Source organism: Plantactinospora sp. DSM 117369 (genome assembly GCF_053764795.1).
Map to the genome: position 1 here is coordinate 2,792,543 of NZ_CM132446.1, position 19,424 is coordinate 2,811,966.

A 19,424-nucleotide genomic window follows, 5' to 3' on the forward strand; every position below is an offset into this window, starting at 1 on the left:
GCATGGACGGCGCCCAGATCGGGATCGTGGGGATGGCGGCGCTGATGCCGGGCGCCGGTGACCTGGACACCTACTGGCGCAACCTGGTCGAGGGTGTCGACGCAATCACCGAGGTGCCGCCGCACCGGTGGGATCCGGAGTTCTACGACCCGGCGCAGGCGCACCGGCCGGACCGGCTGTACTGCCGCCGGGGCGGCTTCGTCGACGACCTGGCCACCTTCGACCCGCTCAGGTTCGGCATCATGCCGGCGTCCATCGCCGACATCGAGCCGGACCAGCTCATCGCGCTGCAGGTGGCCGCGGCGGCCATCGACGACGCGGGCGGCGCCGACCGGCTGCCCGACGGCGACCGGATCGGCGTGATCATCGGCCGGGGTGGCATCCTCAGCCCCGCCCAGGCCCGGTACGCCCAGCGGGTGCGGATGTCCAGCCAGGTGATCCAGGTGCTCCGGGAGCTGATCCCGGACCTGCCGGAGAGCCGGCTGGACGCGGTGCGGGCGAGGTTCGACGAGCGGCTCGGCAAGCACCGGCCGGAGGGGACCATCGGGCTGGTGCCGAACCTGGCCGCCTCCCGGGTAGCCAACCGGCTCAACCTGCGCGGTCCCGCGTACACCCTGGACGCCGCCTGCGCCTCGTCGCTGATCGCGGTGGATCAGGCGATCACCGAGCTGAACAGCGGCCGGCTCGACGCGGTCCTCGCCGGTGGCGTACACCACGTGCACGACATCAGCTTCTGGTCCGTGTTCAGCCAGCTCGGCGCGATCTCCCGACGCGGCGAGATCCGGCCGTTCGACAGCAGGGCGGACGGGTTGCTCATCGGCGAGGGCACCGGAATCGTCGTACTCAAGCGGATGGCCGACGCGCTGCGCGACGGCGACCGGATCTACGCGGTGATCCGCGGTATCGGGGTGTCCAGCGACGGGCGCGCCGCGAGCATGGTCAACCCGGCCAGCGCCGGTCAGGTGTTGGCCATCCGGCGGGCCTGGACGGCGGCCGGGCTGGACCCGACCGCCCCGGACGCGCTGGGTCTGCTGGAGGCACACGGCACCGCGACGCCGACCGGCGACGCCGCCGAACTGGCCACCATCGCCGAGGGGTTCGGCCCGCACCAGGGCGGGCCACGACCGGTGATCGGCTCGGTGAAGTCGATGATCGGTCACACCATGCCGGCGGCCGGCATCGCCGGCCTGATCAAGGCGGCCCTGGCCGTGCACCGCGGCGTGCTGCTGCCGACGCTGCACTGCGATACTCCGCGGCCGGAGCTGGCGCGCGCCCGGTTCACGCCGATCACGACCGCCCAGCCGTGGGAGAGCGACCAGCCACGCCGCGCCGGCGTCAACGCGTTCGGCTTCGGCGGCATCAACGCCCACGTCATCCTGGAGGAGGCGCGGGCGGCCCGTCGGGGCCCTACGGGCACGACCAGGCCAGTGACCAGTACTGTGCCCGCAGCGCAGGCGGCTGTCCGAGCCACGACGCCGGTCACCGTCGAGGAGCCCGACGAGGTGCTGTGGCTGGCCGCCCCCGACCCGACCGCGCTGGCCCGCCTGCTCGACACCGACGACCACACCGTACGCGCCCGCGGCGCCAACCGGGCCCGACTGGCCGGTCCCGCCGGCACCCACCCTCGGACAGCGGACGAACACTGCCGGCTCGGCATCGTCAACCCCGACACCAGACGCCTCGGCAACGCCCGGCGCGCCGTCGCCAAGGGGCAGCCCTGGCGCGGCGCCCGCGACATCTGGTTCAGCCCGGCCCCGCTGCTCGCCGGGGAATCCCCCGGCCAGCTCGCCTTCGTGTACCCGGGGCTGGAGGCGGAACTCAACCCGCGTACCTCGGACATCGCCGCGCACTTCGACCTGCCCGATCGGCAGTGGTCCGCCCACGACCTCGGTCGGCACGGCGCTGGCGTGATCGAGGTCGGCAAGCTGCTCACCACCGCCCTGCACCGCACCGGAATCACCCCGGACGCGGTCGCCGGGTACAGCATCGGCGAGTGGACCGCCGCGGCCACCACCGGGCAGGTCAGCTCGGCGTCCATGGACGAATTCCTCGCGGCGTTCGACTCGGCGTCGGCCGAGGTGCCCGGCCGCGCGTTCGCCGTCATCGGCGCGGCCGCGCCACAGGTCACCCCACGGCTCGCCCGGTTCCCGGGAGTGGTGCTCTCCCACGACAACGCGCCCGCCCAGTGCATCGTCAACGGACCCGAGAGCGAACTCGATTCCCTTGTGGAGGCACTGCGCGGCGACGGCATCCTGTGTCAGAAGCTGCCGTTTCGCTCCGCCTTCCACACCCCGATGTCCGCCTCCGGGCTGGAGTCGATCGGCGTCGCGCTACGCCGCTGGCAGGTCCATCCCACCCGGGTACCCGTCTGGTCCACCACCCTCAGAGCACCGTTCCCCACCGAGCCGGCCCGGGTGCTGGAGATCTTCGTCCGACACATGCTCGAACCGGTCTGGTTCCGGCAGACCATCCAGGCCATGTATGACGCCGGCTTCCGGGTGTTCTTGCAGGTCGGTGCCGGGCAGCTCGCCTCGGTCATCGCCGACAACCTGCGCGGCCGCGACCACCTCGCCATGCCGGTCAACGTCGCCCACCGCAGCGGGCTGGACCAACTGCGCCGGGTCGCCACCGCACTGTGGGTCGAGGGCGCCGCACCGGACCTCTCCGTCCTCGACCCGGCGATCGCGGATCAGACCCGAGCCGGGGCGCCGGCTGCCGACAAACCGCCTCGTCGTGTCCCGATGATGCGGCTCGACCTCGGTGGCCCGCTGGTCCGCCTCGGCGAGGGAGCCGACAAACTGCTCGGCGTCTCCGTGCCCGCCGAGTCGACGGGCACGCCGGACGGCACCGGCAGGCCAAGCGCCACGAACGGCCCGAACGCTATGGCCGGTGGATCCGGCCCGGTCGCCGGGAAAGGGACGGCTGCCGGGGCGACGCAGGGTCCCGTGGCCCTGCCGAGATCGCCGGCACTGGCCACGCTGGACACCCTCGCCGAGCACTCCAGCGCTGCCGCGGAACTCGCCTCGCTGCTGTGTGACGCAACGGAGGTCGGGGTCACCGACGGTCGGACCAGGCACCCGCGAATGCCGCCGCCGCAGGTGCACCGTACGGTTCTGCGGGTCGCCCTCGACACGATGCCGTACCTGCGCGACCACTGCTTCTTCGCCCAACCCGACGACTGGCCCGACCCGGCAGACCGGTGGCCCGTGGTGCCGGCCACCACCGTCGTACAGCACATGATGGACGCGGCCGAGCAGGCCATTCCGGGTTTCCGGGTGGTCGGCGTGCGCGACGCGCGGTTCAACCGCTGGTTGATCGCCGCGCCGCCGCAGGACGTCGAGATCACCGTCAGGCCGGTCGGACCCGGCCGACTCGCGGTGACCTTCGGCGGCTACGCCCGCTCGACGCTCGAGGTGGCGCCGGACTACCCGGCCGACCGTCCGGCGGTCTGGCGGCACGACCCGGCCACCGAACGGCCGCCACGGATCAGCGCCGAGCAGATGTACGCCGAACGCCTGATGTTCCACGGCCCCCTGTTCCACGGCGTGACCAAGGTGCACGCCCTCGGTGACATGCACGTCCGCGGCGTGGTGACCGCCCCGGTGCCGCCCGGCGCGCTACTCGACAACGCGCTGCAGTTGATCGGCAACTGGCTCATCACGACGCAACCGTCGCGGACCGTGGCGCTGCCGGTGGAGCTCGGACACGTACGGTTCTTCGGGCCGCCGCCGGCTCCCGGTACGGCGTTCGACTGTGTCGCCCGGGTGCGCGCGATCGACGACGCGCGCCTCGTCGCCGACACCCAGCTCTCCATCGACGGCCGGGTGTGGGCACAGGTCGACGGCTGTGTGGACCGGCGGTTCGACAGCCATCGCACCGCCCGACTGGCGGAGCGCTTCCCGGAGCGCCATCCGATGTCGCTGCGGCAGCCGGAGGGCTGGACCATGGCCTTCGACTACTGGACAGACCTGGTCACCCGGGGCCTGGCCGCTCGCGGCATCCTCGGCGCCAGCGGCTATGCCGACTACGAGCGGCAGCCGCCGAAGGCACGCCAGCAGTGGCTGCTCGGCCGGATCGCGGTCAAGGACGCCGTCCGGTTCCAGTTGTGGGACGACGGCCACACGGACGTCTATCCGATCGAACTGACCGTCACGAACGAGCCGAACGGGAGACCCCGGGTACGCCCGCGACCCGGCCGCGGCTTCCGCGACTGTGACGTCTCACTCGCGCACGCCACGCAGATCGGAGTGGCGATCGCCAAGCCCCGCGCGCCACACGCCGCGCCCGACGCCCCCGGCGTCGGCATCGACGTCGCCGAGATCGTGGACCATCCGGAGAGCACTGTCACGGCCGCGCTGTCCGCACCGGAGCGGTGGCTGCTCGACTCGCTGGCCACCCCCGAAGACCGGCACCTGTGGTTCGCCCGCTTCTGGGTCGCCAAGGAGGCCGCCGCCAAGGCAGAGGGCACCGGCCTGGCCGGCGACCCGCAACGGTTCGCGGTGGTCGCCGCCACCCCAGCCGCGCTGACCGTCGTGGTCGGCGACCGTGTCTACCAGGTCGCACATCGAGAGGTGTCCAACCCCGAAGACCCGACCGCACGGTACGTCGTCGGCTGGACGTGGGGACCGGAGGCCGGCCACTGAACCGGCTGCCCGTAGCGGTACGCAATCACGAGAAAGGACATCACATGCATGTGGACCAGGCGAGCATTCTCGCCGACATTGCCGAGATGCTGCACGCGATTCTTGGCGACGCCGGAGTCGACGGTGAGATCACCATGGCGACCCGGTTCCAGGACGACCTGGAGATGGAAAGCATCGACGTCATCTCCCTCGCCGGTCGCCTGCAGGTCCGGTACGGCGACAGAGTCAACTTCGCCCAGCTCATCGCCGGCCTCGACCTGGAGTCGGTACGGCAGCTGCGGGTCGGCCAACTCGTCGAACACATCGCCGCCGCACTCGGCAGGGCCGACGCCAGCCCCGGCAAGGCGAGTACGCCGGCATGAGCATGGTCCGGGCCAACGGCTTGTCCGTCCACGTGGAGCAGCTCATCCCACCCGACGCGGTGGCCGGCACGGTCTGCGGAGCGCACGGCGGGGCCCCGACCGCCGTGCTGATCCACGGCATGGCCTCGGACACCCTGGCCAGCTGGTACCTCACCCTGGCCCACCCGCTCGCCGCCACCGGCCTCCGGGTAATCATGTACGACCTGCGTGGGCATGGACACAGCGAACGCCCGCCGGAGGGATACACGCTGGACGACTTCGTCGACGACCTGGCGGCGTTGCTGGCAGCGCTCGACGTCACCGGCCCGGTCCACCTGCTCGGCAACTCCTTCGGCGGTACGATCGCGTTCGGCTACGCGGCACGCCACCCGGAGCGGGTCGCCGCCATCGCCGCCGTCGAGTCCTCCCCGCCCACCGCCGCGTGGTTCGCACGGGTGGTGCGGCAGCTCGACAACGCCGCCACGTACCTGCCGCGCGAACACGCGCTGGCCGAGATCAGAGCCGAACGCGGGGAGCGGGCCAGCCGCCGGGCAAGGATGGCTCGCGAGGTGCTCGCCGCCACGAGCCTCGTGCGTGACCTGCCGGCCAGTCGGCTGCCCGCCGAGGAGCGGATCGCCGCGATCGGGTGTCCGGTGCTGTGGGTGTACGGCGGCGATTCGACCGTGGTCGAACTGGCCCCCGAGGTACGGCGGCTGTTACCGAAAGCACGGATTGTCACCGTGTCCGGCCAGAAACACACCATCCTCGTCGATCAACCGAGCACCGTCCGCGACATCGTCCTGTCCTGGCTACGCCAGGAATGTGGTGTCCAACCGAGCCGCCCGGACACCGCAGGGCCCGCCGAGCGTGACGGTCAGGATCAGCGGTCTGCACCTGAGAGCATCCGCTGATCCGCACAGTTCAGGAGGACCTCCGATGGAGTCACCGGTTCCTGGCCAGGCGATCATCATCAGCACCGGTCGGTGCGGGTCGACGCTGCTGTCCGACCTGATCGCCGAGCAGCCCGCCACCCTGTCGGTCCAGGAGTTCTTCATGGCGGTGGAGCCCTGGACCGACGTCAGGGACAAGCTCAGCGGCGCCGCGTACTGGTCGAGGTTGAGCAGTCCCAGGCCGGAACTCGCCACCCTCTTCCGGATCGGGCTGGCGCCGGTCGAGGTGTGCTACCCGGAGGACGGCCGGTGGGCCGGTAACCTCATCGAGCTGCCCCGAATCCTCGCGACCACGTTGCCGAAGATCTCGTCCGACCCTGACCACCTGTACGACACACTCGCCGAACTGGTGCCCGGGTTTCCGGACCAGCCGGTGGCCCGGCACCACCAGATGTTCTTGGACATGCTCACCGTGCTCACTGACCGGCGGCGCTGGGTCGAGCGATCCGGTGGCTCCAGCCACCTGGCGCCGTACCTGCTGAAGACCTTTCCCACCGCGAAGATCGTCTACCTGACCCGCGACTGGGCGGACACTGCCCAGTCGATGAGCCGCCACCCGTCCTTCCAGTACCTTCAGCTCAGGTTGGAGTCACTCGGCCGGTACGGGCTCGACCCGTTCCAGGTCGCCGCCGGCGAGCCCGTGCCGCAGGAACTGGAGCGGTACCTGCCGGACCGCCTGACGGCGCAGACGCTGAGTGAACGCGGCCGAGACGTCGAGCGTTACCGGGGCTTGTGTGCGTTCCTCGCCAGCGAGGCCGAGCAGGCCATCGCCGATGCCCGGCCGCAGGAACTGCTGAGGATGACGTACGAGGATCTCGTCGACGATCCGCCGGCGCAACTCGGGCGGCTGGGTCGGTTCCTGGGCTTCGACGACTGGGAGAATTGGACGCACCGGGTGGTCGGGGCGGTCGCGGCACGACCACCCAGGCACGAGGCGGCGACTCTCGCCTGATGGATGGGGCGCGCGGCCGTTGACGGCCCCGAGGGCCTCGAACGCCGTGATCCGCCATTGCGGTTGCCGGTGTCCGGGGGCGCGGTTAGCCTTGGGAAGCTCCTACAGGGCTGGAGCGCCCACGGCTTGACTGTCTACCGACCCCTTGCCCTGCGTGGTCGGTGAGGAGTCAGGAGTGGGTTCGCCCGGTTCGGGGTCCGAGTCGGTCATATCGGCGAGCGACCTCAGCAAGAGATACGACTTCTATCGGCAGCCGCAGGGGCTTAGAGGCGCCCTTCGCAGTCTCGTCCGCCGCGAGCTCACCAGCGTGCAGGCCGTCGCCGGGCTGGATCTGACCGTCGCGCGCGGCGAGATCATCGGCCTGCTCGGGCCCAACGGGGCGGGCAAGACCACCATCGTCAAGATGATGAGTGGCCTCCTGGTGCCGACCGGCGGCAAGCTCACCGTGTGCGGGCACCGGCCGGCGGATCGCTCGTACCGGTTCCTGTCGCAGATCTCCGTGATCTTCGGCCAGAAGGCGATGCTCTGGTGGGACGTGTCCACCCGGGAGTCGCTCAAGATCCACCGAAGCATGTACGAGATCTCGCCAGGCGACTTCGCCGCGACGGTGGAGCAACTCGGCGAACTGCTCGGCATCACCGAGATCCTGGACACGCCGGTGCGCAACCTCTCCCTCGGCCAGCGGATGCGCTGCGAACTCGCCCTGGCCCTGCTGCACCGGCCGGCGCTGTTGTTCGCCGACGAACCGACCATCGGCCTGGACGTCGAGGCCAAGCTGGTCGTGCGTCGCCTCTTCCGGGACATCAACCGGACCTTCGGCACCACGATCGTGCTGACCAGTCACGACATGAGCGACGTCGAGGCGCTGACCGAGCGCGTCGTCATCGTCACCGGCGGCCGGGCGACGTTCGACGGCAACCTCACCGATCTGCGGGCTCGCGCCGGCATCCCCACGGAGGTGGTGCTCAACTACCGGGAGCGGCCACAGCTTCCGCCGGAGGTGGCCCTGGCGTCCGTCGAGGCCGATCCGCACAGCGTACGGCTGCGCCTCGGTGATGAGCCGATCGGCGAGCTGGTCCAGACCGCGGCGCGGTGGGGCGAGCTCGTCGACCTCCGGATCGTCGAACCCGGCCTCGATGAGGTCATGTCGAAGATGTTCAGCGAGAGCGGGGGCGACCGTGCGCGCGTACACCCTACGGCGTAACGGGTGGGTGTTCCTCAGCCTGCTGCGCCAGGAGATCCAGATGATCGCGCAGTACCGGTGGTGGCTGCTGGCCATGCAGGCGAGCGTCATCGTGGTCCCACTGATCTCGCTGCTGGTCTGGCGGGGGGCCATCGCGCACGGCGCCGAGCCGCCCGTCACCCGGGACTATCTGACCACGTACCTTGTCCTGGTCAGCGTGGTCACCACGCTGACGTCGAGCTGGACGGCCACGTTCCTCGCCGAGAGCATCCGGCAGGGACACCTGAACGCCTGGCTCGTCCGGCCGTGCTCCACCCACCTCGCCGCAGCGGCCAACAACGTCTCCGAGAAGGTCGCCAAGCTCGCCACCCTGCTACCGCTGGTCGTCGTGCTCGCGGTCCCGTTCCACCGTGACCTCGAACTGCCCACCCATCCGGGGCGCTGGTTGCTGTTCCTGTGGGCCCTCACCATGGGCGCCACGATGATGTTCAGCTTCGACGTCGTCGTCGGCTCGCTGGCGTTCTGGTGGGACGACGTCACGGCCGTGGACCGCTTCCGGCGGTTGACCACGTTGTTCCTGTCGGGTGCGCTCATCCCCCTGTCGGTCATGCCCGCGGCTTGGGGCCCGTTTCTGCGCGCACAGCCCTTCGGGTATGCCGTCGCCTTCCCGATCCAGACGCTGCTAGCACCGCAGGCCGCCGAGCTCCGGGGTGGTCTGGCGGTGCAGGCGGCCTGGGTACTCCTCGCGCTGGCCACCGCCCGCTTCGTCTGGGTCCGGGGCCTGCGCCACTACAGCGGAGCCGGCGCATGACCTGGCGAACCGTACGGGTCACCGTCGTAGTGTGGATCAAGCTGATCCGCCAGGCGGTCCTGCGCGATCTGCAGTTCCGCTCGCAGGCCTGGCTGCACCTGCTGGCGAGCGTGGCAGAGCTGGCCATCGGCCTTCTCCCGGTGCTGATCCTGACCAGCTACACCGGATCGGACCCGGCGATCTCCCGGGCGTCCGTGCTCACCGTCGGCGTCTTCGCCATCACCACCGGCCTGATGGACTGCTTCGTCACGCCCGGCCTGCGCCGGTTCGACTCGGCCAGCCGGAAGGGCGAGCTCGACCTCGCCATCATCCGGCCCGTCCCGACGTTCTTCTACGCGGTGCTGCGCTGGATCCAACCCACCGAACTCGGCCGATGCCTGACCGGAACCATGATCCTCGTCGTCGCCGGCTGCACCTTCGATCTCGATCTCCGACCGACCGCCGTCCTCGCCATGATCGTCTGGGCCTTCGCGGGAGCCGTTGCCTACTGCACGTTCTGGGCCGACCTGACCCTGCTCGCCTTCTGGGTCCGCTCGATCGAGCCGGTCAACGAACTGGCCGCCGCCTGGCGTGGCTCCGGGCAATACCCGCGCCAGTTCTTCCCGCGTACGGTGCAGGTCATCCTCGTTTCGTTCGCCCCGGCCGCGCTCAGCGGCTCGTATCCCACCGAGCAACTGCTGGACCCGACCGCGGCGCTCCTGCTCGCCCCGATCGTCGTGATCGTGTCCTGCTCGCTCACCGCACTGGTGTGGCGGCACGGGCTCGTCCGATACAACAGCGCCAGCAGCTAGTGCCGACCTTGCAGGATCACCGGCAACCCTGACCATCGCTCCCGCTGGTGACCGAGGCTAGTTCACCCAGGCACTCTCGGGGCTGAAGGAGCCGAGGTTGGGAATGCTGGAATTGCCGGCAACCTGGTACGGGTCGCCGAGGCAGTCGTCGTTCTGGAAAAGGGCCGCGCTGCGGCTGTGCGTGTTGACGACGGAGCGTGCCCGATCACCCCAGCCCTCGGCCACCAGGCTCACACACGTGCCGCCGGGGTTGAGCGAGACCAGGGGCAGCATGTCACCGGTGTACCCGGTGCCGGAGTAGAGGCAGAGGGCATTCGACGGGCAGGTGGCGTCGAGTGTGGACGGCGGGCCGGCCGACCCGGCACCGGCCGTGCCGAGCAGGGCCGCCACCGACAGACCCGCCACGAAGAGGGAGGAACGCAGACGTCCGACCAACACATTGACCTCCATCAGTAGATGCCAGGTCGAAATCTATCGATCTCGCGCCGAATACGCCAGCCGGCAGGCCGAAGGCGGTGACAGCGGACCAGCTTCGGCCGGTAGGGCGCCGAACTCGCGTGCGAGGTTGAGCTGGAGTTCCGGTTCGTGGGTGCGCCGGCCCGGCGGCCGCCGACGTGCCGGGCCGGCGCGGTCGAAGCACGCCGGGCTCGGCCGTCGACGGACGGTTCAGGCGACGCCGGTCTCGCCGCAGAGGTGCACCTGGACGCCGAGTTCCGCGAAGAACGCGGCCTTCGCCACGAGCGCCCGGTCGGCCGCGTCGGCGTCCGGCGCGTATGCCACGTTGAGGTGGTTCGCCTTGTGCCGGGCCATGAACTGGTCCCGGCTCACCCCGTGCAGGACCGCGTGCATGATCGGCCAGGCCGGTGTGGTCGCCTGCCACCGCCGCTCGGTCTCCTCCTCAGGCAGGGCGATCGCCGAGGCCCGCCCCAGGTCGACGTGGAGCGCGCCGCCCTGTACGAACACGCGGCTCCAGACGATCTCGCCCGGCCTGCAGACACCCTTGATCGTCGACCCGCCGAGCGGGAAGTAGACCGGGTCCTGCCGCCAGCCGACCGCGCCGGCGTACCCGTCGGCGAAGTGCGACGGCGGCACCGAACCGGAGATCTCGAAGACCCAGACGAACTGTCCCGCGTACTCCTCGCCCCAGCGCACGTCGTGCAGGGTCGTCGCCGGGTCCAGGCCCATCGCCGTCCAGATCCGGTTGGTTGCCAGCAGGTCGACGGCGGCGCCCTCGTCCGCCTCGTTGAAGTGCGGCAGGGGCGTACCCTCCCAGAGGATCCGGGCACCGTCGCGGGAGGTGACCGGCGGCCGGTCGGCGTTGTTCAGCAGCCCTTCGGCGAGGTCCGAGGCCGGCGAGAGGTCCTTGAGCCCCTGCTGGTACTGGATCCCGACCGCGTCGAGACCGAAGTCGTCGCTGATCCGCAGCGCGGCCACGTACATCTTGTACTGCCAGCGCAGCTGCGCCTCGGTCAACTCGGTCGCCTCGTCGGTGCCCAGCCGGAAGGTCATGCCCTTCGCGGCGAGCCAGCGGCCGACGGCGTCGGCCTCGGCGTCGGAGACGGTCTGCATCTCGGCCCAGAGTGCGCTCTGCGAGAGACGCTCCTTGTAGATGCCGATCGGGTTGAGCAGTTCGTCGTCGATGATCGCGTTGTACATCCCCATGCAGCCCTCGTCGAACACGCCGATGATCGCCTTGTCGACGAGGAGCTGCCGGGCCAGGGCGGTGCCGAGGTCCCGCTCCGGGCTGTCCGGCAGGGCCGGCAGGTCGCCTACGTGGCTGGTGTCGTGCGCGATACCGCCGGTCTCGGTCCAGCTCCTGATGCCGGCCTTGAACCAGTCGTCGGTGAAGTCGACGCTCCAGATTGTCGAGTAGGCCCTGCCCATCTTCGTCATCCCGGCATTGAGGCCGAGCAGCCCGACCAGGCCCGGCCAGTCACCGGCGAAGTTCGCCACGGTCAGGACCGGCCCCCGGTGCGTCCGCAGCCCGGCGAGCACGTGGTGGCTGTACTGCCAGACGGCCTCGGCGACGATCAGCGGCGCGTCGGTCGGGATCGTCTTGAACACCTCCAGACCCATCCGCTGGCTGGAAATGAACCCGTGGCCGGTCGCCGGGTCCACCGGGTTGGCCCGCCGCACCGTCCAGCCGAGCTCGGCGAAGGCCGCGATGAGATCGGCCTCCATCCGCTCCTGGGTCGGCCACCCCGCGAGGTTCGCCGCGGGACGCAGGTCGCCGCTCGCGATGAGGTACGCGGTCTTCGGCTCGGCCGCCGGGCGGCTCGGGGGAGTGGGCAGTACGTAGCGGCTCATCGTGGCCCTCCGGGAGATCGATGTTCGGTACGGGGTCGCCGGTGACGGGGATCCGCCCGTCGCCCGGGTGGCGCGGCGCGGCTCACGGCAGGTGCCGTTGCCGGGCGGCGAGTGTGTGGGCGACCGGGCGGGTCGCGGTGTAGAGCTCGCGGTACAGCGCGTACAGCTCGTCGTAGTTCGCCCGGGGTGCGGGGTCCGGTTCGATCCTCTCGACGGGCGGGTTCCACTCGGCGATGTCGGCGGCGACCACGGTCCGGGCCGCCAGGTAGCCGGCGCCGTAGCTCGCTCCGATCGTCGTCGTGGGGATCACCTGCGCCAGTCCGGTGACGTCGCTGACGATGCGAGTCCACAGCCCGCCCTGGGTGCCGCCGCCGACCGCGACCACGTTCGTGACGTCGGCCCCGGCGGCGCGCAGCGTCTCGACGTTGTGCCGGACCCCGAGCGCCGTCGCCTCCAGCGCGGCGCGGTACAGGTCTCCCCTGGTGTGGCTGAGGGTGAGGCCGGCGACGATGCCGCGGGCGTCCGGGTCCATGATCGGCGTCCGTTCCCCGGCGAAGTACGGCAGCATGAGTAGCCCCCGGGCGCCCGGTCCGGACGCCGCCGCCTCGGCGAGCAGCGTGGGGTAGTCGGGCGCTCCGACGAGTTCCCGGAGCCAGCCGGTGACCGCGCCGGAGGTCGCCATGCCGCCGGCGAGGCTGCGGGTGCCGCGGAACGCGCCGACCGTGCCCCACATCGACGGTGTCGTGAGCGGCCGGTCGACGGTGGCGACGAGGAACATCGTGCTGCCGTACATCAGCATCAGGTCGCCGGGGTGCTGCGCGTCGACGCTGACCGCCTCGGTCCAGGCGTCGATCGAGCCGGTGACGACCGGCACGCCGGCCGGGATACCGGCGACCGGTTCGCGGGTCACTCCGGCCACCTCGTCGGCCCAGGCCAGCCGGGGCAGTTCGAGCGACGGCGCGACGAGTTCCGCCCAGGGCCGGTGCCAGGCGAGGCCGTGGATGTCGAACAGCGGCGTGCACTGGCTGGCCGAGTGGTGGTCGAGCGTGTACGCGCCGGTGAGTCGGTAGCCGAGCCAGGACGCCGGCATGAACAGGCGGCGGGCCCGCGCCCAGGTCTCCGGTTCGTGCTCGGCGAGCCAGCGCAGCTTCGGCCCGACGGCCTGCGTGGTCAGCACCGATCCGCAGCGGTCGAGGATCGTCTGCGGCCCGCCGAGTTCCTCGGTGAGCCTCTCGATCTGCGGCACCGCCCGGGTGTCGACGCCGTACAGGATCGCCGGCCGCAGCGGCCGGCCGGTCTCATCGGTGACCAGCACACACGGCCCCATGCCGCTGACCCCGACGGCGGCGACCTCGGCGCCGGTGACGCCGGTCAACTCCTGCGCCAACTCGCAGAACTCGGTCCACCAGAGTTCGCCGTCCATCTCGACGTGCCCGGGCCGCGGCCGGCTGACCTCGTGCTCGCGAACCGCCGAGGCCAGCACCCGGCCGGTCTCGTCGACCAGTACGCCCTTACTGCTGGACGTACCGATGTCGACCCCGAGGAATGCCCTTCGCGTCACCGCTTCCCCTCCGTAACCTGGCCGCCGCCGGCCGGACCGTCGGTACGCAGGACCACGGTCCGGGCCGGACCGGCGTCCCCGGCGATCCGGTCGAGCAGCAGGCCGGCCGCCGTGTCGCCGAGTTCCCGGGCGGGCAGCGGGACCACACTGACGCCGGTCCGCCGCAGCGAGGCGTACGGCAGGTCGCCGAAGACCGCGAGGCCGAACCCGGGCGGGTCCAGTCCCGCCTCGCGCAGCGCGTCGAGCGCCCCGACCGCCATCAGGTTGTTGGCCACCACCGCCGCGTCGGGCGGCTGTGGCAGGGCGAGCAGGTCCGTCATCGCGGCCCGCCCGCCGTCGACCCGGTAGTTGGCGTACCGCAGCAGTTCCTGATGGTCGGCGCCGCGCGCCCGGGCGGCCTCCTGCCAGCCCTGCAGCCGCAGTTGGGCAGTCTCGACCCGGCTCGGCCCGGTGATGCAGGCGACCCGTGCGAAGCCGGCCGCGAAGAGCGACTCCGCGGCGAACCGCCCGCCGGCGCGGTTGTCGACGGTGACCGCGTCGATGTGCACCCCGTGCGGGCTGCGGTCGACGGCGACGACCGGCCGCCCGCCGGCGATCAGCCGCCCGACGTCGCCGTCTCCGTCGGCCGGCGCGAGGATGACGCCGGCCATCTGCTCGGCGAGCACGATGTCGACGTACGTCGACTCGCGGGCGGAGTCGTCGTCGGTGTTGCAGAGCACGACCGAGTAGCCCGCGGCTCGGGCCCGGTCCTCGACGCCCCGGGCCAGCGCGGTGAAGAACGGGTTCTCGATGTCCGGGATGATCAGCGCGATGACGTCGGAATGCCGGGTACGCAGGGTCCGGGCGGTCCGGTTGGGCGTGAAGGAGAGTTCCTCGGCGGCCGCCCGGACGAGCCGTTCCGACTCCGCCGACACCCGGCCGCCGTTCATCACCCGGCTGACCGTGGCGGGCGAGACGCCGGCCCGGGCGGCGACCTGATAGATCGTTGCCATGGTGACCGGTACCTAGCGACCCTCGCCGGTGACGACGACGGTCTCCCAGTCGTCCAGGTCGCGCAGTTCGACCTGTACCCGCCCCTGCCCGTCCCGGTGCAGTTCCAGCGGGACGGTGTGCCCGTCGACGACCCGGGCCGCGGCGGTGGTGTCCGCCGGCAGGGCGAGCCGCAGGGCGGCGACCGACGCGATGTCCTCGATCGCCGCGGGCTGCTGTGCCCCGTACACGTCCAGCCTGGTCACCGGATTGCCGGTGACCAGGTGGGCGACCAGGTGCATGCCGCGGCGGGCGAGCACCAACTCGGTCGCCCGGTGGGTGCCGAGCACCTCGACCGGCGGTGCGTCGCCGGCCGCCCGGCGGACCAGCGCGCCGAGCAGGTCGCGGTAGTCGCCGTGGCCCAGCCGCGCGTGGTTGTTGCCGAGGCGGGCGGCCGAGACGACGATCCGGCCGGCGCCGACGCCCCGTTCGACGATCACCGGCCGGTCGCTCGTCGGTCCCGGCGCCGGCTGGTTGTTGTGCCAGTAGGTGACCTTGTCCGTCTCCAGGACCGGATCGGTGCGCCGGGCCAGCACCCGTACGTCGGGGGCGAGCCGGGTCAGTTCGGCGATCCGGCCGTAGTGCGGCAGCGGCCGGTCGCCGAGTTCGGCGCGCAGTTCGTCGTCGGTGAACCGCAGGTACGGGTAGGTCGCCGGGCTCGGTGCGCCGAAGTCGACGCCGAGCAGGTCGGCGAGGGCGGAGCCGGGGCGGGGTCGGCCACGTGGGTCGCGTACCGCGACCGGTCCGGTGACGACCAGCCCGCCGCCGGCCCGGACGAAGCCGTCGATCGCGTCGATCTCCGGCTCGTCCAGGGCCAGGACGTCGGGCAGCACCAGTACCCGGTAGCCGGCCAGTCGGGCGAGGCTGCCCGGGCGTTCGTCGACGAAGCCGACCGGCAGGTGCGACTCGACGAGCGCGCGGTAGCTGCCGGTGACCGCCGCGGCGAGGTCGCTCGGCGCGTCGCGCCGCTCGCCGGGCGGGAACTGGGCCGACTGTTCCCCGATGCTCGGGCTTTCCGGGCCGCCGAGCCGGCTCTCCAACTCCCGGGACCGCTGGCCGGCCCAGACCGCGGCGTACCGGACCGGCTCGGCGTCGTCGAGCCACGGCGACCGCTGCGCGATCCGGTCGAAGACCTCGGCGAGCCGGCGGTAGACCTCGGGTTCGATCGCCCCTGTCGCGTACGGCTGGTCGTCGACGGTCACGGCGGTGCCGTGGGCGGCCACCGTGAACGCCTCGAAGCGCAGCTGCGCCGGAGAGCGCAGGGTGAAGTCCCAGGTGTGCACGAACCGGCTGACCAGGACCTCCGCCGGCCGGTCGAGGACACCGGCCCGGATGTACTCGGCGGCGAAGCTCGGAAAGCCGAGGCCGTGCCAGTCGGTGTAGCCCTCGCTCGACCCGAGGTCGGCGGCGTCGAGGTGGGCCGTGCTCAGCCCGAGCACCGCGTCGACGAAGGTGGTGGCGTAGAAGTTGGGGACGAGTGCGGCGTGCGGCCGTTCCGCGCGCAGCACCGCACGCTGCTCGGCGAGGTAGTCGCGCAGGATCCGCTGCCAGAACCGGATCAGGTCGGGCCAGGCTTCGTCGTCGCGGTCGGCCGGCAGGTCCCGGCCGTACCCCGCCTGGAAGGCCGCCTGGCATCGGGGGCAGACGCAGGGACCGGCGGTGAGGATGTCGCTCCACAGACCGTCGACCGGGTAGCGGCGGGCGATCTCGCGGACCTGGTCGAGGGCCCGCTGCCGGTATCCGCTGAGCAGGCAGAGCGCTGGCCAGCGGCCGGTGCTGCCCCGGGAGGCGAGCGGCCGCAATGCCCAGTCGGGGTGCTCACCGGCCGCCGCGACGTCCCACATGTTCGAGAAGTAGGCGATGACCCGCAGGCCGTTGGCGTGCGCCGCGGCAAGCTGCTCCCCGAACAGGTCGCGGCCGGCGAGTGCGGCGTGCGGCCGACCGACCTCGGTCGGGTAGTAGGCGTTGCCGTACTGGCATTTGGCGAAGAGAACGACCGAGTCGGCGCCGGCATCGGCGAGCACGGCGAGGTCGTGCTCGGGGCGTGCCTGGCTCAGCACCGGGAAGGCGGTGTCGGGGACGTTGCCGCGCTGGTGTGGGTCGGTCCAGTCGGGGGTGTGGGCGTCGTAGAAGACGCGTCGCCGGGAGGTACGCCACCAGGCCTGGTCGGGTCCGGTGATCGGGTCGAGTCGTGAGGTCACGTGCGGGGCGTCCTTCGGCGGTTCGTCGGGTGTGGTTGCGGGGGAGGGCGGGACCGGTCGCTGGCTGCGGATCGACCGGGGCGAGGGGTCGGCCGGTGGCCGTGGGGCTGCCGTTCTTGCCCTTCCCGTGATTGATTTGTGGGCCGGGGCCAGGGAGCGGATCAGTGCGGTCACGGCTGTCCGGCCGAACGGTTGATCTCCTCGACGAGCCCGGCGACGACCGAGCTCGCCACGGTGGCGAGCAGCGGCAGGACGGCGATGGCCAGGATGCCCAGCGACGCCACGGCGGCGAAGCCGCCGAGCACGCCGAGGGCGACCAGGGTCAGCGCCCAACTCGGCCGGACCGCGGCGAGGATCGCCCCGCCACGCAGCGCGGCAAGGCCGGTACGGCCACGTACGCCGCCGTAGGCGAGGGCGAGTGGGGCGACGACGAGCAGGACGGCCGCCCCGGCGGCGCCGGCGAGCCCGGCGACCCCGCCGACGGAGAGCCCGAGCCCGGCGAGTGTGCCGCCACCGGCCAGCACCAGGGCGAGGACCGGATCGAGCCGAAGCGCCCGCATCCGGGTCGCGTCGCCGTCGGCCACCCCCGCCGCGAAGTGCGCGAGTCCGGTCAACCCGAGGGCCGCCGGCACGGTGGTGCCGGCGAGCAGCCAGCCCGGCGCCGCGGTGCCGGCCGCGACCGCGAGCGGGATCGCGGCCGCCAGGGTGAGCGTCCCGGCGACCAGCGCGACGGGCAGTTCCCGCCAGAGCGCGAGCAGGCCCTGCTTGGCCAGCCAGGGCAGGGTCGCGGCGGCGGTGTACGTGGCGGCCATCAGAGCTTCAATCCGCTCGACGCGATCGACTGCACGATGTAGCGCTGCGCCGCGACGAAGACGATCAGCACCGGGACGACCGCCATCGCGATGCCCGCCGCGATGGTGCCCAGCGACCCCGTCGAGAACCGGCCGGCGAGCAGCACCAGGCCGACCGGGAGGGTCTGCCGTTCGGTGTCGCTGATCATCACGAGCGGCAGCAGCAGATCGTTCCACCAGTACGTGAAGCAGAGGATGCCCAGCGTCGCCAGCGACGGCCCGCTCAGCGGCAGGATGATCTGGAAGAAGGTACGGAGATGTCCGGCGCCGTCGATCCGGGCCGCCTCCTCCAGTTGCGGAGGCAGGGTGCGGAACTGCTGCCGGAGCAGGAAGATGCCGAACGCGCTGAAGATGCCCGGGAAGATGAGCGCCCACAGGGTGTTGGTCAGCTGGAGTTCCGACATCACCAGGAAGAGCGGGACGATGGTTACCTGGATCGGGATCATCAGCGACCCGATGACGACCGCGAACATGGCGTTCTTGCCGCGGAAGCTCAGCCGGGCGAAGGCGTACCCGGCGGTCGAGCAGGTGATCAGTTGTGCCACCGTGATCGTCGTCGCCACGATGACCGAGTTGAGGAAGAACTGGTGGTACGGCACCTGCTCGGTGACCTTGCCGAAGTTGCCGAGGGTGAGGTTCTCGGTGCTGAGGCTCGGCGGCAGCCGGTACAGCTCGGCGTCGGAGCCGGAGAACGCGCCGCGGAAGATCCAGAGGAACGGCGCGGTGATGGCCAGTGCCGCGATCGCCAGGACGAGGAACGTGAGGACGCGGGAGATGACCCGGGCGGGTATGGCCGTGGACCGTACCAGGGCCCGGCCGGTGGTGGTCGGTGTGCTCATTCGTAGAACGTCCATCTGCGGGAGAGCCGGAACTGGATGGCGGTGAGCAGGACAAGAACGAACGCGAACGTGATGCCGATCGCCGACGCGTAGCCCAGGTCGAAGTCGCCGAACGCGCGGTCGTAGAGGTACTGGACGACTGTCCGGCTGGAGTCCCCCGGACCGCCCTGGGTCAGCACCCGGGGCTCGGCGAAGATCTGGAAGGAATTGATCATGTTGATCACGACGAGGAAGAAGACGATCGGCGAGAGCAGCGGGAAGGTGATCCGCCAGAACCGGGTCCAGACGTTCGCGCCGTCCACCACCGCCGCCTCGTGCAGTTCGTTCGGGATCGACTGCAGGCCGGCGATGTAGACCAGGATCGAGAATCCGATGGTCTTCCAGGAGTTGACGATGACGATCGCTATCGGCGCCCACCCGGACGAGCCGAGCCAGTCGATCCGGTCGACCTGGAGGAAGCCGAGCAGGTAGTTGACCAGCCCGAGGTCCTTGTTGAGCAGGAACCGCCAGATGAGCGCGACCGCCGAGGCCGAGACGACGAACGGGAACAGGAACGAGAGCCGGAAGAACCCGCGCAGCCACCGCGGCATCCGGGCGTCGAGCAGGACGGCGAGCAACAGTCCGAGCACGACGTTGAGCACGAGGATCGCGACCGCCATGAACGTCGTCGAGCCGTAGATCGCCAGCAGTCGCGTGTCGTGGGCGAGCCGGACGAAGTTGTCGAAGCCGACGAAGGTGCCGTCGCTGAGCAGGTTCCAGTCGTAGAAGCTCAGCACCAGCACGCCGATCGTCGGCGCCAGCACGAACAGCAGGAAGGTGACCAGCGACGGGGCGAGGAAGCCCAGGGCCGCCCGGGTGTCGTCACGGCGGCGCCGGCGCGGGGGCCGGGGCCCGGGGCCGGCGACCGAAGGGCCGCCCACCCCGGTCCGGGGCTCGATGCTGGTGGTCATGATGCGCGTGAAATC

15 protein-coding genes are annotated in these 19,424 nt (G+C 71.3%); 7 read left to right on the forward strand and 8 right to left on the reverse strand.

Annotated elements, in window-relative coordinates:
- Nucleotides 1–2 precede the first annotated feature (2 nt).
- The 7 genes from ACSMXO_RS12555 (at nucleotide 3) to ACSMXO_RS12585 (ending at nucleotide 9,671) form a co-directional block, all read left to right on the forward strand.
- Nucleotides 3–4,643 carry a beta-ketoacyl synthase N-terminal-like domain-containing protein gene (locus tag ACSMXO_RS12555; protein ID WP_455417849.1) on the forward strand — a complete coding sequence of 1,547 codons (4,641 nt, stop codon included), beginning with the start codon at nucleotides 3–5 and terminating at the stop codon, nucleotides 4,641–4,643.
- A gap of 44 nt (nucleotides 4,644–4,687) precedes the next feature.
- Nucleotides 4,688–5,005: an acyl carrier protein gene (locus ACSMXO_RS12560; RefSeq protein ID WP_455417850.1), complete on the forward strand. Its 318-nt coding sequence runs from the start codon at nucleotides 4,688–4,690 to the stop codon at nucleotides 5,003–5,005.
- On the forward strand, nucleotides 5,002–5,895 hold the full coding sequence (locus ACSMXO_RS12565) for an alpha/beta fold hydrolase (RefSeq protein ID WP_455417851.1): 894 nt from the start codon (nucleotides 5,002–5,004) through the stop codon (nucleotides 5,893–5,895). The genes ACSMXO_RS12560 and ACSMXO_RS12565 overlap by 4 nt, the downstream gene beginning before the upstream one ends.
- Before the next feature lie 25 nt (nucleotides 5,896–5,920).
- A complete protein-coding gene (locus ACSMXO_RS12570; RefSeq protein WP_455417852.1) occupies nucleotides 5,921–6,886 on the forward strand; it encodes a sulfotransferase in 966 nt (321 codons plus the stop codon).
- Nucleotides 6,887–7,061: 175 nt separating this feature from the next.
- The gene (locus ACSMXO_RS12575; RefSeq protein ID WP_455417853.1) at nucleotides 7,062–8,090 is read left to right on the forward strand and encodes an ABC transporter ATP-binding protein; all 1,029 of its coding nucleotides are present in this window, start codon (nucleotides 7,062–7,064) and stop codon (nucleotides 8,088–8,090) included.
- Complete coding sequence (locus ACSMXO_RS12580) at nucleotides 8,065–8,880, forward strand: ABC transporter permease (RefSeq protein ID WP_455417854.1); 816 nt, start codon at nucleotides 8,065–8,067, stop codon at nucleotides 8,878–8,880. Before ACSMXO_RS12575 ends, ACSMXO_RS12580 begins: the two co-directional genes overlap by 26 nt.
- Nucleotides 8,877–9,671: an ABC transporter permease gene (locus tag ACSMXO_RS12585; RefSeq protein ID WP_455417855.1), complete on the forward strand. Its 795-nt coding sequence runs from the start codon at nucleotides 8,877–8,879 to the stop codon at nucleotides 9,669–9,671. Before ACSMXO_RS12580 ends, ACSMXO_RS12585 begins: the two co-directional genes overlap by 4 nt.
- Nucleotides 9,672–9,728: 57 nt before the next feature.
- On the opposite strand, the gene ACSMXO_RS12590 is transcribed toward ACSMXO_RS12585, so the two are convergent.
- The 8 genes from ACSMXO_RS12590 to ACSMXO_RS12625 all read right to left on the reverse strand — a co-directional run bounded on the left by ACSMXO_RS12590 (nucleotide 9,729) and on the right by ACSMXO_RS12625 (nucleotide 19,409).
- Nucleotides 9,729–10,109, reverse strand: coding sequence for a peptidase inhibitor family I36 protein (locus tag ACSMXO_RS12590; RefSeq protein WP_346261922.1), 381 nt, complete (start codon nucleotides 10,107–10,109; stop codon nucleotides 9,729–9,731).
- Between the two features lie 228 nt (nucleotides 10,110–10,337).
- Complete coding sequence (locus ACSMXO_RS12595) at nucleotides 10,338–11,978, reverse strand: fucose isomerase (RefSeq protein WP_455417856.1); 1,641 nt, start codon at nucleotides 11,976–11,978, stop codon at nucleotides 10,338–10,340.
- A gap of 82 nt (nucleotides 11,979–12,060) precedes the next feature.
- Nucleotides 12,061–13,539, reverse strand: coding sequence for an FGGY-family carbohydrate kinase (locus ACSMXO_RS12600; RefSeq protein WP_455417857.1), 1,479 nt, complete (start codon nucleotides 13,537–13,539; stop codon nucleotides 12,061–12,063).
- Entirely contained in the window at nucleotides 13,536–14,531 is a 996-nt protein-coding gene (locus tag ACSMXO_RS12605) for a LacI family DNA-binding transcriptional regulator (RefSeq protein ID WP_346261925.1), read from the reverse strand. Before ACSMXO_RS12605 ends, ACSMXO_RS12600 begins: the two co-directional genes overlap by 4 nt.
- A gap of 12 nt (nucleotides 14,532–14,543) precedes the next feature.
- Complete coding sequence (locus ACSMXO_RS12610) at nucleotides 14,544–16,769, reverse strand: beta-galactosidase trimerization domain-containing protein (protein ID WP_455417858.1); 2,226 nt, start codon at nucleotides 16,767–16,769, stop codon at nucleotides 14,544–14,546.
- A gap of 170 nt (nucleotides 16,770–16,939) precedes the next feature.
- Nucleotides 16,940–17,581, reverse strand: a complete 642-nt coding sequence (locus tag ACSMXO_RS12615; RefSeq protein WP_455417859.1) for a hypothetical protein — start codon at nucleotides 17,579–17,581, stop codon at nucleotides 16,940–16,942.
- Nucleotides 17,581–18,459 carry a carbohydrate ABC transporter permease gene (locus tag ACSMXO_RS12620; RefSeq protein ID WP_455417860.1) on the reverse strand — a complete coding sequence of 293 codons (879 nt, stop codon included), beginning with the start codon at nucleotides 18,457–18,459 and terminating at the stop codon, nucleotides 17,581–17,583. The genes ACSMXO_RS12615 and ACSMXO_RS12620 overlap by 1 nt, the downstream gene beginning before the upstream one ends.
- Entirely contained in the window at nucleotides 18,456–19,409 is a 954-nt protein-coding gene (locus ACSMXO_RS12625) for a carbohydrate ABC transporter permease (RefSeq protein WP_455417861.1), read from the reverse strand. The genes ACSMXO_RS12620 and ACSMXO_RS12625 overlap by 4 nt, the downstream gene beginning before the upstream one ends.
- Nucleotides 19,410–19,424: the final 15 nt, after the last annotated feature.

Bases quoted from the DNA above. Each gene is read 5' to 3' on its own strand.
- ACSMXO_RS12560 (WP_455417850.1), top strand. From the start codon at position 4,688: ATGCATGTGGACCAGGCGAGCATTCTCGCCGACATTGCCGAGATGCTG.
- ACSMXO_RS12620 (WP_455417860.1), bottom strand. From the start codon at position 18,459: ATGAGCACACCGACCACCACCGGCCGGGCCCTGGTACGGTCCACGGCC.
- ACSMXO_RS12625 (WP_455417861.1), bottom strand. From the start codon at position 19,409: ATGACCACCAGCATCGAGCCCCGGACCGGGGTGGGCGGCCCTTCGGTC.
- ACSMXO_RS12605 (WP_346261925.1), bottom strand. From the start codon at position 14,531: ATGGCAACGATCTATCAGGTCGCCGCCCGGGCCGGCGTCTCGCCCGCC.
- ACSMXO_RS12570 (WP_455417852.1), top strand. From the start codon at position 5,921: ATGGAGTCACCGGTTCCTGGCCAGGCGATCATCATCAGCACCGGTCGG.
- ACSMXO_RS12595 (WP_455417856.1), bottom strand. From the start codon at position 11,978: ATGAGCCGCTACGTACTGCCCACTCCCCCGAGCCGCCCGGCGGCCGAG.
- ACSMXO_RS12565 (WP_455417851.1), top strand. From the start codon at position 5,002: ATGAGCATGGTCCGGGCCAACGGCTTGTCCGTCCACGTGGAGCAGCTC.
- ACSMXO_RS12555 (WP_455417849.1), top strand. From the start codon at position 3: ATGGACGGCGCCCAGATCGGGATCGTGGGGATGGCGGCGCTGATGCCG.
- ACSMXO_RS12615 (WP_455417859.1), bottom strand. From the start codon at position 17,581: ATGGCCGCCACGTACACCGCCGCCGCGACCCTGCCCTGGCTGGCCAAG.
- ACSMXO_RS12585 (WP_455417855.1), top strand. From the start codon at position 8,877: ATGACCTGGCGAACCGTACGGGTCACCGTCGTAGTGTGGATCAAGCTG.